The 12,325-nt window shown below is 44.2% G+C and carries 11 protein-coding genes; 6 read left to right on the forward strand and 5 right to left on the reverse strand.

Going from position 1 to position 12,325, the window contains the following annotated elements; translation table 11 throughout:
- From D8S93_RS02270 to D8S93_RS02285, 4 genes are all read left to right on the forward strand, one after another.
- Positions 1 to 555: a DsbE family thiol:disulfide interchange protein gene (locus D8S93_RS02270; RefSeq protein ID WP_152811802.1), complete on the forward strand. Its 555-nt coding sequence runs from the start codon at positions 1 to 3 to the stop codon at positions 553 to 555.
- Positions 552 to 1,037: a cytochrome c-type biogenesis protein gene (locus D8S93_RS02275; protein WP_005380519.1), complete on the forward strand. Its 486-nt coding sequence runs from the start codon at positions 552 to 554 to the stop codon at positions 1,035 to 1,037. The genes D8S93_RS02270 and D8S93_RS02275 overlap by 4 nt, the downstream gene beginning before the upstream one ends.
- Positions 1,037 to 2,251, forward strand: coding sequence for a c-type cytochrome biogenesis protein CcmI (gene ccmI, locus D8S93_RS02280; protein ID WP_152811803.1), 1,215 nt, complete (start codon positions 1,037 to 1,039; stop codon positions 2,249 to 2,251). Before D8S93_RS02275 ends, ccmI begins: the two co-directional genes overlap by 1 nt.
- 215 nt (positions 2,252 to 2,466) lie before the next feature.
- Complete coding sequence (locus D8S93_RS02285) at positions 2,467 to 3,240, forward strand: VacJ family lipoprotein (protein WP_005394290.1); 774 nt, start codon at positions 2,467 to 2,469, stop codon at positions 3,238 to 3,240.
- 74 nt (positions 3,241 to 3,314) lie between these two features.
- Here the strand turns inward: D8S93_RS02285 and D8S93_RS02290 are convergent, their stop codons facing one another.
- From D8S93_RS02290 to D8S93_RS02305, 4 genes are all read right to left on the reverse strand, one after another.
- Positions 3,315 to 4,640 carry an outer membrane protein transport protein gene (locus D8S93_RS02290; RefSeq protein ID WP_124008392.1) on the reverse strand — a complete coding sequence of 442 codons (1,326 nt, stop codon included), beginning with the start codon at positions 4,638 to 4,640 and terminating at the stop codon, positions 3,315 to 3,317.
- Positions 4,641 to 4,949: 309 nt separating this feature from the next.
- Positions 4,950 to 6,227: an outer membrane protein transport protein gene (locus tag D8S93_RS02295; protein WP_085342876.1), complete on the reverse strand. Its 1,278-nt coding sequence runs from the start codon at positions 6,225 to 6,227 to the stop codon at positions 4,950 to 4,952.
- A gap of 297 nt (positions 6,228 to 6,524) precedes the next feature.
- The gene (locus D8S93_RS02300) at positions 6,525 to 7,256 is read right to left on the reverse strand and encodes a DUF3379 domain-containing protein (RefSeq protein ID WP_017635939.1); all 732 of its coding nucleotides are present in this window, start codon (positions 7,254 to 7,256) and stop codon (positions 6,525 to 6,527) included.
- Positions 7,249 to 7,824 (reverse strand): sigma-70 family RNA polymerase sigma factor, encoded by a 576-nt coding sequence (locus tag D8S93_RS02305; protein ID WP_029836529.1) that lies wholly within the window; start codon positions 7,822 to 7,824, stop codon positions 7,249 to 7,251. Before D8S93_RS02305 ends, D8S93_RS02300 begins: the two co-directional genes overlap by 8 nt.
- A 718-nt stretch (positions 7,825 to 8,542) precedes the next feature.
- On the opposite strand from D8S93_RS02305, the gene fadI reads away from it, so the two are divergent.
- Both fadI and fadJ read left to right on the forward strand, forming a co-directional pair.
- Positions 8,543 to 9,850 (forward strand): acetyl-CoA C-acyltransferase FadI, encoded by a 1,308-nt coding sequence (fadI, locus tag D8S93_RS02310; protein ID WP_152811804.1) that lies wholly within the window; start codon positions 8,543 to 8,545, stop codon positions 9,848 to 9,850.
- Positions 9,850 to 11,961, forward strand: coding sequence for a fatty acid oxidation complex subunit alpha FadJ (gene fadJ, locus D8S93_RS02315; protein ID WP_152811805.1), 2,112 nt, complete (start codon positions 9,850 to 9,852; stop codon positions 11,959 to 11,961). Before fadI ends, fadJ begins: the two co-directional genes overlap by 1 nt.
- 62 nt (positions 11,962 to 12,023) lie before the next feature.
- On the opposite strand, the gene D8S93_RS02320 is transcribed toward fadJ, so the two are convergent.
- Positions 12,024 to 12,278, reverse strand: coding sequence for a hypothetical protein (locus D8S93_RS02320; RefSeq protein ID WP_046875551.1), 255 nt, complete (start codon positions 12,276 to 12,278; stop codon positions 12,024 to 12,026).
- Positions 12,279 to 12,325: the final 47 nt, after the last annotated feature.

A 12,325-nucleotide genomic window follows, 5' to 3' on the forward strand; every position in this document is an offset into this window, starting at 1 on the left:
ATGAATAAGAAAATCTTATTTATTCCGCTTGTCGCTTTCATGATTCTAGCGGGCATTTTCGCAACCCAGTTAATGCGCAACCAAGAGGGTGATGATCCAACTAAATTGGAGTCGGTTTTGGTTGGTAAGCCAGTTCCTGAGTTTCACTTAGAAGACTTAGCTGAACCTGGAAAACAATACGACCAGTCAATTTTTAAAGGTGAGCCGTTGCTCTTGAACGTTTGGGCAACGTGGTGTCCAACGTGTTATGCAGAGCATAAATACCTAAACGAATTGGCGGGTAAGGGCGTTAAGATCATCGGTATGAATTACAAAGATGATCGTAACAAAGCGGTAGGCTGGTTGAATGATCTCGGCAACCCTTACTTAATTAGCCTATTTGATGGTAGCGGTATGCTTGGCCTTGACCTTGGCGTTTATGGTGCACCAGAAACATTCGTTATTGATGCAAATGGTGTGATTCGTTATCGCCATGTGGGGGATGTAAACCCACGTAATTGGTCAGAAACACTGGAGCCGCTTTACAACAAATTGGTTGAGGAGGCGAAGCAATGAGAAAGCTGATCCTTGCAGTTTTTGCTGCCATGACATTATCTCTTGCTGCTCACGCTGCCATTGAAGTGTACGAGTTCGATAACTTGGAACAAGAACAGCAGTTCAAAGAGTTAAGCCATACGCTCCGTTGCCCTAAATGTCAGAACAACACGATCTCGGATTCTAACGCTGAACTTGCTCAAGACTTACGCCATAAGGTGTACGAAATGACCAAAGAAGGTAAGTCCAAAGATGAGATTGTTGATTACATGATCGCCCGTTACGGTAACTTCGTGACTTACAACCCACCATTTACGGTTGCGACTGCGATCTTGTGGCTAGGGCCACTCGCTGTAGTATTGGGTGGTTTTGGTTTGATTGTACTGCGTAGCCGTAAATCTAAAGTTAAGGCAAAAGCGAGCAGTGACGAGCAATGGGATGAGCAAAAAGAGGCTCGTTTAAAAGCATTGCTTGAAGAAGAGAACAACGGAGATAAGAAGTAATGACACTATTTTGGATTTCCACCGTTGCTCTTACGCTTATTGCTTGTGCGCTGGTGGCTTTGCCGCTGCTTAAACAAAAAGCGAACAATGATGATGTGTTACGCGATGAGCTCAACAAGGCGTTCTATAAAGACCGTTTATCTGAACTTGCAGAAGAAACCGACGAAGGTCTGGTGGAGAGCGAAGACGAACTGATTTCTGATCTAAAGCAGTCTCTCCTTGACGATATTCCGGGTGATAAAGCGCAAAAGGAAACCAAGGTTTCACCAATCGTGGTTTTAGTTCCATCGGTAATTCTGACGGTGGCGTTGAGCTATGGCTTGTATTACAAATTTGGCGCGTCAGACGATATTGTTCAATGGCAAGAAGTGTCTGCAAATCTACCTGAGTTATCGAAAAAGCTGATGTCGGCTTCTTCTGAGCCGTTGAGTGACGATGAAATGGCGGATTTGACCCTTGCCCTTCGAACTCGCTTACATTACCAGCCGGAAGACTCGACAGGTTGGTTACTGCTAGGTCGTATTGCGTTAGCAAATCGTGATGTCACCACAGCTATCGATGCGATGGAAAAGTCATATCGCCTAGAGCCAAAAGACCCAGATGTGATGTTGGGTTACGCACAAGCTCTGATGCTGTCTCAAGAGGAAATGGATCAAGCGACGGCTCGCTCATTACTCGGCAAGCTGATGCAGCAAGACTATGTCGATCTGCGTGTGTTTTCTTTGTTAGCGTTCGATGCGTTTGAGCGTCAAGACTTTCCGGCAGCGATCAAGTACTGGGGAATCATGCAGCAAATGATTGGTCCAGAAGATAGCCGCTACGAGATGTTGTCACGCAGTATTGAGAGTGCTCGTAAGCAAATGGGCGAAGCGGTTTCACCGGATAAGAGTGTCGCTGTGACAATTAATGTGACACCAAATGCTCAGCTGGATCCAAACGCAGTTCTCATTGTATCGGTACATCGTGCAGATGGCTCACCAATGCCTGTTGCGGCAGCTCGCTATCCGCTGGGTACTTTCCCTCGTACAGTCGTATTAGATGATGGTAATGCCATGATGCAGGGGCAAAAACTATCTTCACTCGACAAGTTAATCGTCCGTGTGCGTGTGGACTCTGACGGTAACGTAGCAACGCGTGACCAAGATTGGCACGGAGAGAGTGACGTCGTTGAATTTGGCACGCCGGTTGAAGTGACCATTGACCAGCAATATTAATCGTTAGCATCTGTCTCTGAAATATGACAACGGGGTAGAGTCTGTTGCCTTTAGTGGTATGACTCTAAACGATCGAGTAGAATACCGAAGGCCAGCGACTGCTGGCCTTTATTTATTCCCATATCTAAGTCATCTTTACTACGTATACTGCTCAACATACGTACAACTGTTCATTGGGTGACTTAGGTACATTAATAGTCGTTATGGAAAATAAAATGTATAACAAGGGTAAATCTACCTTCTTGTTACTGCTTGCAGTTGGACTGGTTGGCTGTTCAAGTGCGCCTGATGAAGCAGTAACAGGACAAGAAACAAATCAAACGACTTCTGATGTGTATGACCCGTTGGAAGGCTTTAACCGAACCATGTGGGAAATCAACTACGAATATTTAGATCCGTATTTGGTTCGTCCTGTATCACTTGCGTATGTGGAATACACGCCAGTTCCTATTCGTTCCGGTATCGCTAACTTCTTGTCGAACTTAGATGAGCCAGCCAGCATGGTTAATAACTTAGTCATGGGTAACGGCACGAAAGCCGTGGACCACTTTAACCGTTTTTGGATTAACTCGACGTTTGGTATTTTCGGTTTATTCGATATTGCAAGTGCCGCGGGTATTACGAAATACGACGAGAAAGCGTTCAGTGATGCAGTAGGCCACTATGGTGTTGGAAATGGCCCTTACTTCATGATTCCAGGTTATGGCCCGTATACCTTACGTGAAGTGACAGATACCGTAGATAGTACGTATTTACCCCTCTCTTACCTCAACTTCTGGGCGAGTTTGGGCAAGTGGGCGTTTGAAGGCATGGAGAAGCGTGCTTTATTAGTACCGCAAGAAGCACAGTTAGACTCGTCGCCGGATCCATATATTCTTACTCGCGATGTTTATATTCAGCGTCAAAACTTTAAAGCAGAAGTTGAAACCGTTGAAGAAGTTAACATCGAAGAAGAAGAGTATTTAGACGAATACCTAGAAGACTTTTAAGCGCTGTTCCTTACAATATACAAATAAAAAAGGCTTAGCTGATGCTAAGCCTTTTTTGTATTTTTGCTGTTTGGTTAGAAACGGTAGTTTGCTTGAACACCGATTAGCCAAACATTACCCGTAGTTTCGCCTACGAATTGGCCGCCGACTTGTTCCGCAGCGTCGTCTGACTTGTAACCACGAGACTCAACGATTGGCGCGTCTTTCGCGAAAATATAGGTGAAGCCAGCGTCTAGGCTGAAGTCTTTTGTCCAATCGTACGTTGCACCAATACTTAGCCAAGTACGGTCAGTTTCTGGAATAGTGATCGTACGGTTTTTGTCGCTTACCGCTGAAGTATCGTACGCAATACCAGTACGTAGCGCTAGCTTAGGATCAAGCTGGTAAGTGGCACCAACAGCAAAGCGGTAGTTATCTTCCCAGTTTTCTACTTTAACCATATGCGTGCCAGCGGTATCTAGACGTGCTTCCAATTTCTCGAAAGAGCTCCAATCCGTCCAGTTAAAGCTTGCGTGTAACGCAAGTTGGTCTGTTACTTGGTGGAAGCTTGCCAACTCAGCCGTTGCAGGCAGGTTTAGGTACATGTAGCCGTTGTCACGTAGTTGTGAAAGCTTAGTACCGAAGCCAAAACCTAGACCTTCAGCATGGCCTTCAAGCTTCAGTTCAACTTCAGATTTGTACGCGAAGCCGATACGGTTATTTTCATTGATCTGCCATGCAGTACCAACTTGCCAGCCCCAAGCGGTATCGTCACCTTCCATGTATTTTAGAGCGGTACCTTGAGGAACACTGATAGGATCGCCAGTTAAAGGGTGCTTTCCTACAACGTTATTCTTAGGAGCTGCTGCGCCAAAGCTGCCTTCGCCGATGATGTAACGGATACCACCACCAACGCTGATTGATTCATTGACTTTGTAAGCTGCGTTTAAGTTCGCTTCCATTGTCGTTACGCTTGCTTCGTTACCGAAGTGTGATGCACCAAAGCCTTTACCTAGATCGGTTTCCATGCCGTAGTTGGTGCCAAATGCCAAACCAATCGCGAATTTCTCATTGTATTGGTGTGATAGGTAGAAGTTTGGAATGATTGCATCATGTGCGAAATCATCTGAAGATGCAGAAGAAGTACTACCGTGGAAGTTTACATCACCTTCAATATCAATATTTGGGTTCACATAGATTGCACCAACGGACACTTGAGTGCCTTCCAAATAAGTTAGCATTGCTGGGTTACGCCATTGTGCACTTGCGTTGTCAGCCATTGCTGCTTCACCAGCATATGCTCGACCTAGGCCTGTTGCAGAATATTCAGCAAGTTGGAAACCTGCTGCGTTAGCCATGCCCGTTGTGCCAAGTAGGCTTAATGCCACTGCTGTTGATAGAAGAGTCTTGTTGGTTTTCATTCGAATGTTCGCTGATTTGTTTATAACGTGGGACGAAAGTTTAAAGGTAGAGTTTTTACTTTAGAAATGAAAATCCAGCACAAGCAGTCATTTGGAATATTATGCTTTCAAGTGTTGTTTGGGTGGTTTAATAATCTAACTGTGAAGGGCTTGTAAATGGAATTCAGCGAACAGCTGTGCGTCCTAATTGTGAGATTTAGATACACGTGTTCACTCAAATTGAGTGAGCAATAAATTGTAGATATGAAAAAAGGCTGGAAATCCAGCCTTTTATATAAAGTATTTTTCTACTAACTAACAGCGAAGCGCTTAGAAGCTACGGCTGTATTGTAAGCCGAATAGAATCGCATCAGCGCGTGTTGTTGCTGACAAGCTCGAGATATTTTGAGGGCTTTGAGCGTCACCTGGGTTGTACATTGGGTTTGGTGTTGATTCATTTACCTCAACATCTTTACCCATTAGGTACGTAAAGCCAAAGTCGACATTTGATTTACTATCAATGTGATAAGTAAAGCCGGTAGAGAACCATTGGCGATCCGAGTCAGGAACGGAAACAGACGTTAAGTCAGCTTGGGCGCTCGTGTCGTACATGTAACCAGCACGAAGTGTCCAGTTATTACTTAGGTAATATGTACCACCAATCGAGTAGTGCCAACCATCTTGCCACTGGTACTGTTTATCGTACGATGAGCCAAGAGGAGAGCCTTTTAAGTTAGAGAATTCAATTTGATCGAAAGTTTCCCAGCCAATGTATTGGATGCTGTAGTGTACAGCAAACTTAGTGTCTTGGATTTTGTGGAAGCCAGAGAACTCGGCCATATCTGGTAAAGGTAGTGTGATTTTTTGACCTTTATCGTCTTTTGCTTCCATTTCTGGGCTATGGCGGTATGCAAGACCAAATCGATTGTTTTCATCTAGCTCGTACACAGTACCAACATTGAAACCTACAGCCCAACCATCAGCTTCGTCTACATCGACAAGTGTGCCTATTGCAGCATGTTCACGCTTCATTGTACCTTGGCCGTAGATTAAATCTAAACCAGCACCAAAGCTCCATTGTTCATTGAGACGGTAAGAACCTGCAAGGCCAAAGTTTACGCTCTTAACATCAGTTAAGCCGCCATATTCTTTTGCCGCAAAGCTATTGTCGAATTCTGTCTTAGTACCGAAATTAGAGTATGCGTTTACGCCCCATGCAAACTTGTCATTTACAGGAACGATTAGATGAATGTTCGGTGCAATAGAAGTATCGCCAGCGTCGTCATAGTTTGAGTCGACAGGCTTGAATAGTGTTGGTGCTACTTGGCACGTTGAACCACAATATTTCGCATCTTTCACTTCAATCATTGAAGTAATGCTTTCGAAACCTAGCGAAAGTTCCATTTTATCAAATAGAGCCATTGCTGCTGGGTTACGAGCCATTACCGCGGCGTTATCTGCGATTACTGCATCACCAGCAAATGCACGGCCGATGCCAGTTGCTGATTGAGCGTTGATTTGGAAACCCGCTGCCATCGATTGACCTGAGGCAAAAGCTACCGTTACTGCTAGGAGAGTCTTTTTAAACAGACGCGTGTTCTGAGTCATTTGTTTTTCCTTATTAGATTCGTCTCTTTGGACGATAAATTGAGCTTTTGCTCAGTGGCGCAGATAGTAGTATCAATAGTTGCTTGGACAAATCCGACCATTGGATAAAATTGAATAAAAATGAAAGAAATGATGCCTAAAAGACGGGAAGTTGCACTTAAAGTGCATAAATTAGAGTTTAAGCTCTAAATGCAATAGTGGCGGTGAATGTTTTGTGGCCTATTTATACAAAAATGCCGCTAAATAAGATCATTTAGCGGCATTTAACTTTTCGAATGCTGGAAATCGTCGAAGTTATTACATCGGTTTAATCATTGATGCAAGAGTCGTAGCGATAGCATCAATATTTTCACCTTCTTCACCGACTAAAATTAAGCTTGAACTCCCGACGGGCTGAACGATTCCGGTCATGCCATCCTTACTAAAGTCGGTACTTTGTTCGCTTGGAATACCAGTAATAAATAATGTTACTTTACCTTTTGGACCTTGGAATACCATATGCACCGCATTGGATTCACCAAAACCGCAGTGGTTTAGGTAGTAAACGTGATATGGAAAGTTTTCACTAAACTGGTAATGAAATGGCGACATTTTCGCATTAATTTGCGAGCTCGGTACATCCTCATCAAGATGACGAACAAAAGGTTCTTCATGAATAACGTGTTTCATCGCGGTATCCGCTAAACTGGCTTGTGCTGGAGAAACCAAAACATTTCCCCAGTTTACTTGACCAACTAATAATCCTGCGGTGAACGCAATAGAAGCGGCAAGTGCCATTGCTTTGCGCACAAAGTTTGGTCTGACGACCTTCTCTTCATCAAGTGCACTCGACGTCTGACTAAATAAAATCTTATCAGCGAGATCTTCAGGTACATCCACATTCATGGCTTGTTTAATTTTTACGTCGAGATCCAAAACGTCATCAACAAACTTATTGTTGGCGTCGCTACCAGCTAAAGCTTGCAGAATCTCTTCATCCTTTTGTTTTGGATCCGACAAAATACGACGACGAAATTCTAAATCATCCATTCTTTTGTCCTCTCTTAGTATCTTGAGAATCCAACATCTCTTTGAGTTGATTACGAGCGCGAAATAATCGAGTCATCACTGTATTTTTATTTAAATCAAGAATGTCGCCAATCTCTTCTCCGCTGAAACCACCGACAACTTGGAGAAATAAAGGTTCGCGGTATTCAACATCGAGTTTCATGATCTGCGCTTGCAGCCATTCTTGCTGATGATGTGGGTCATCGCTGACTTTAGCATCATTGCCGTAATCATCGATATCAACTAAATCAAATTGTTTACGTTCGAAGCGGCGCGCATTTTCCCGTCTCAATATTGTGATGAGCCAAGACTTGGCAGCTTTTTCGTCCTGAAGGCTATCGAGTGACTTCCAAGCTCTAAGACAGGTTTCCTGAACTAGATCTTCCGCTATCGCTTTATCTTTGCACAACCAGTATGCGTAGCGATATAAGTCACGATGGTACCCTCGGACGAGCGCTTCGTATTTTCTTTGCTTGTCCATATCAGAGTTGACCGGACTGTTGGAATTTTTCTTTCCAAACATTTTTAATATGGCCACAGGAGCCTCCATCCTCGCTCTGTGAGTTTCTTATTTGTTCTGAGCATGACTTTACTTTTCAATAGCCTCGCGGTTTCGGTTGAGCGTGTGTCGTAGATAACCTCTGACACAATAAGCTATGTGGTTACTTAAAAGTGTATACGCAAATGCCAAATATCATCGAACATGAATTGGTAAAGATTGTTAACAATATCATCATTAGTAATCAATGGTTTGGATAAGTTCATTCGATGGGACATAAAAAGAGACTGCTAGCGGTGAATTTTTGAATCGGTTTGCATCGCTGAGCCTTTTAGATGTGCTTAAAGCTCGTAAAATCACTATAAAATTGATCTATTTCAAAATATCAAGCAGTGAAGGGGTTATAGTACATCTTGTCATCTCGTTAGTCATTGCGACTAACATGTTGAGCAAGATGACACTTCCTTTTGAAGGCTGACTTTACTTTCTCCTAATCAGGAAACTGATTAATTTTCAATTGGCGTAAGTTAATTGTTTTATAGATATTCCGACCACACAGTTATGTGTGGTTTTTTTTTGCTTCGATTTTACCTTCCGTATACCTCTTACCGTTTTAACTCTCTATAGTTAATCATTATTAATCGCATAAGAATCAAAGAAGTAGAGTAATTGATCTACTTGCTTCACGTTTATTTAAACGCACGTTTGATAAATTTAACAAATTCATTACAATGCATCAGGTCAGACCTCTTGTATTTAAGGAGAAACAATGGGCAAGCAGGAAGTAAAAACACGCAATGGTGAGCGTGTCGCTATTGTCGCGGGGCTTCGAACTCCCTTTGCTCGTCAAAGCACGGAATTTAGCCAAGTGCCAGCGGTCGATTTAGGGAAAATGGTAGTAAGCGAAATGCTTGCTCGAACAGATATTGATCCGAAGTTAATCGAACAAGTGGTATTTGGACAAGTAGTACAAATGCCTGAAGCGCCAAACATCGCACGAGAAATCGTGTTAGGCACCGGTATGAACATCCATACTGATGCTTACAGTGTGACTCGTGCGTGTGCAACGAGTTTTCAAGCGGCGGTCAATGTCGCAGAAAGCATCATGGCGGGAACCATCGATATCGGTATTGCTGGTGGTGCAGACTCTTCTTCCGTCCTGCCTATTGGCGTATCTAAGAAACTGGCCGCTAATCTGCTTGCTCTAAGTAAGACAAAAACAATGGGTCAGAAGCTTAGCATCCTCAAAAACTTGAGCTTTAAAGACCTTATGCCAGTGCCTCCTGCAGTAGCCGAGTACTCGACGGGCTTGTCGATGGGACAAACTGCGGAGCAAATGGCAAAGACGCATGGTATTTCTCGTGCAGAGCAGGATGCGCTAGCACATCGCTCTCATATGCTGGCTTCCCAAGCTTGGAAAGAAGGTAAGATCCAAGGTGAAGTGATGACGGCTTTTCCCGAACCATACAAAAAATGGATTTCGGAAGACAACAATGTCCGTCACGACTCAACCGTAGAAGGGTACGCGAAACTTCGACCTGCCTTTGATCGCCAGTATGGCAGTGTTACGGCAGCTAACAGTACGCCACTGACTGATGGTGGTGCGGCAGTGATGTTGATGCGCGAAGGTAAAGCGAAAGAGCTTGGCATGGAGATTCTTGGCTACATCCGCGGCTACGCATTTTCAGCGATTGGTGTGGAAAAGGACATGCTGATGGGACCGACTTATGCCACTGCGAAAGTGCTAGAAAATACAGGCTTGGAACTGTCTGATCTGACGTTGATCGACATGCACGAAGCGTTTGCTGCGCAAGCATTGGCGAATGTGAAGATGTTTGCTTCAGATAAGTTTGCTCAAGAAAATCTAGGTCGTTCGAAAGCGATCGGTGAAATTGACATGGATAAGTTCAACGTGCTTGGCGGATCAATTGCTTATGGTCACCCATTTGCTGCGACTGGTGCACGTATGATGACGCAAACCCTACGTGAACTGAAACGCCGTGGTGGCGGTATTGCATTGAATACCGCATGTGCAGCTGGCGGTCTTGGTGCAGCAATGATTCTGGAGGCTGAGTAATGAGCGAGCAAAAAGCATTTAGTCTAAAAGTTGATGAGCAGAATATTGCTTGGTTAGCGATTGACGTACCTAATGAAAAAATGAATACGCTACAGGCGGCTTTTGCTGATGAAATGAAAGAAATCTTTGCTCAGCTAAAAGACGCCAGTGGCATCAAAGGGATGATCATTCATTCCCTAAAACCGGACAACTTCGTCGCGGGAGCCGATGTTCGCATGCTAGAAGCGTGCACGACCGCAAGTGAAGCAGAAGCATTAGCGAGGCAAGGTCAAGAGCTATTCCAGCAGCTATCGGACTTACCATATCCTGTGATTGCCGCTATTCACGGTCCATGTTTAGGCGGTGGCTTAGAGCTTGCTCTTGCATGTGATTATCGTATTTGTACGGATTCAGATAAAACGCGTTTAGGCCTACCAGAAGTACAGCTTGGATTGCTGCCAGGTTCCGGCGGTACGCAGCGTCTGCCGCGTTTGATTGGCCTGTTACCTTCACTGGACTTGATCTTAACGGGTAAACAACTTCGTGCGAAGAAAGCTAAAAAACTGGGCGTTGTGGACGCCTGTGTCCCTGACACCATTTTGCTCGACGTAGCCAAACAGTTTATCGACAAAGGTAAAAACAAGGGTACGAAAAAGCTATCGACGAAAGAAAAAGTGATGTCGGGTAGCGGGTTAGGGCGCAAGTTTGTGTTTGAACAGGCAGCGAAGAAAACGAATCAAAAAACTCGCGGTAACTATCCAGCAACGGTTGCAATTCTAGAAGTTATTCAGCATGGTTTAGAGAAAGGTTTCGCCCAAGGACAAGAGCTTGAAGCGAAACGCTTCGGTGAGCTTGTGATGAGCTCTGAATCAAAAGCGCTCCGTTCTATCTTCTTTGCGACAACTGAAATGAAGAAAGAAAATGGTACGGATGCGAAACCCGCGCCAGTTCATAAAGTTGGCGTGCTTGGCGGTGGCTTGATGGGCGCAGGAATCAGCCATGTGTCTGTTGCAAAAGCGAAGGTGCCTGTCCGCATCAAAGACGTCAGCAACGATGGCGTTCTAAACGCACTCAACTATAACTACAAGTTATTCGAGAAACAGCGTAAACGTCGCATTCTATCAAAAGCCGATCTGCAAGCGAAAATGTTGCAACTGTCTGGCGGTGTCGACTTTACCAGCTTTAATCATATTGATGTCGTAATTGAAGCCGTTTTTGAAGACTTAGATCTTAAACAAAAAATGGTGGCGGATATTGAAGCGAATGCCAAGCCGGAAACCATCTTTGCGACTAATACTTCTTCGTTACCAATCCACAAAATTGCAGAAAAAGCGGAGCGTCCAGAAAACGTAGTGGGTTTGCATTACTTCAGCCCGGTAGAAAAAATGCCGTTGGTGGAAGTGATTCCGCATGAAACGACCTCAGATGAAACCATTTCAACAGTCGTTGCACTTGCTAAAAAGCAAGGTAAAACCCCGATCGTAGTGAAAGACAAAGCGGGCTTTTACGTGAACCGCATTCTTGCGCCATACATGAACGAAGCGGCGCATATTCTGCTGGCTAACGAACCAATCGAAAAGATTGATACGGCGTTGCTTGATTTTGGTTTCCCTGTCGGCCCGATTACCTTACTGGATGAAGTCGGTGTCGACATCGGCGCGAAGATCATGCCGATTCTAGTCAACGAGTTAGGTGAGCGATTCAAAGGCCCGGACGTGTTCGATATCTTATTGAATGACGGTCGCAAAGGACGTAAGAGCGGGAAAGGTTTCTACACTTACAAAGGTAAGAAGAAAGATGTCGATAAATCTATCTACAAGCTGCTTAAGCTCGATCCTGAACCTAAGCTGAGCGATAACGATATTGCGTTGCGCTGTGTACTACCAATGCTGAATGAAGCGGTACGTTGTTTGGATGACGGCATCATTCGCTCGCCACGTGATGGTGATATTGGTGCAATATTTGGCATTGGTTTCCCTCCATTCTTGGGCGGTCCATTCCGTTATATGGATCAGTTTGGCATTAAAGAACTGGTTGAGAAAATGAATGAGTTTGCATCGAAGTATGGCGATCGTTACGCACCGTGTGATGGTTTGCTTACTCGAGCTGGAGAAGGAACCACATTCTATTAAACGTTGCTTCGGTAAAGAAAAAGGCTTGCCAGTGGCAAGCCTTTTTCATAAATAAGAAATAGTTACTTCTTCTTGTCTTTCTTATCTTTATTGTGGCCTTTTCCTGGGTTGTCGTCCCCGTGAACGCTGCTGTTGCCTTTGTTGTCTTTATCTTTCCACTGTTTTGAAGAGCAATCATCTGATTTGATAGAAACATTGTCTCCGCTTAGGCGGACACAGTCGTTACTTAGCTCAAAGCCATCACCTTTCACCGAGATTTCAGCGTGTGCAGATGCCAGTGGCAGTATAATAGCCGCAAGTAGTAGTGCTTTTTTCATGATTACCTCATTAATTTATTTTTAGTGTGGTAATTAGAGCATAAGCC

Origin of the sequence: Vibrio sp. VGrn 2, from assembly GCF_009361695.1 — a bacterium.
Taxonomy (GTDB): domain Bacteria; phylum Pseudomonadota; class Gammaproteobacteria; order Enterobacterales; family Vibrionaceae; genus Vibrio; species Vibrio diabolicus.

Excerpts from the sequence above, each read along its gene's own strand:
- D8S93_RS02320 (WP_046875551.1), bottom strand. The coding sequence starts at position 12,278 with ATGAAAAAAGCACTACTACTTGCGGCTATTATACTGCCACTGGCATCT.
- D8S93_RS02290 (WP_124008392.1), bottom strand. The coding sequence starts at position 4,640 with ATGAAAACCAACAAGACTCTTCTATCAACAGCAGTGGCATTAAGCCTA.
- D8S93_RS02285 (WP_005394290.1), top strand. The coding sequence starts at position 2,467 with ATGTATAACAAGGGTAAATCTACCTTCTTGTTACTGCTTGCAGTTGGA.
- D8S93_RS02295 (WP_085342876.1), bottom strand. The coding sequence starts at position 6,227 with ATGACTCAGAACACGCGTCTGTTTAAAAAGACTCTCCTAGCAGTAACG.
- D8S93_RS02300 (WP_017635939.1), bottom strand. The coding sequence starts at position 7,256 with ATGGATGATTTAGAATTTCGTCGTCGTATTTTGTCGGATCCAAAACAA.
- D8S93_RS02305 (WP_029836529.1), bottom strand. The coding sequence starts at position 7,824 with ATGGAGGCTCCTGTGGCCATATTAAAAATGTTTGGAAAGAAAAATTCC.
- fadJ (WP_152811805.1), top strand. The coding sequence starts at position 9,850 with ATGAGCGAGCAAAAAGCATTTAGTCTAAAAGTTGATGAGCAGAATATT.
- D8S93_RS02270 (WP_152811802.1), top strand. The coding sequence starts at position 1 with ATGAATAAGAAAATCTTATTTATTCCGCTTGTCGCTTTCATGATTCTA.
- fadI (WP_152811804.1), top strand. The coding sequence starts at position 8,543 with ATGGGCAAGCAGGAAGTAAAAACACGCAATGGTGAGCGTGTCGCTATT.
- ccmI (WP_152811803.1), top strand. The coding sequence starts at position 1,037 with ATGACACTATTTTGGATTTCCACCGTTGCTCTTACGCTTATTGCTTGT.
- D8S93_RS02275 (WP_005380519.1), top strand. The coding sequence starts at position 552 with ATGAGAAAGCTGATCCTTGCAGTTTTTGCTGCCATGACATTATCTCTT.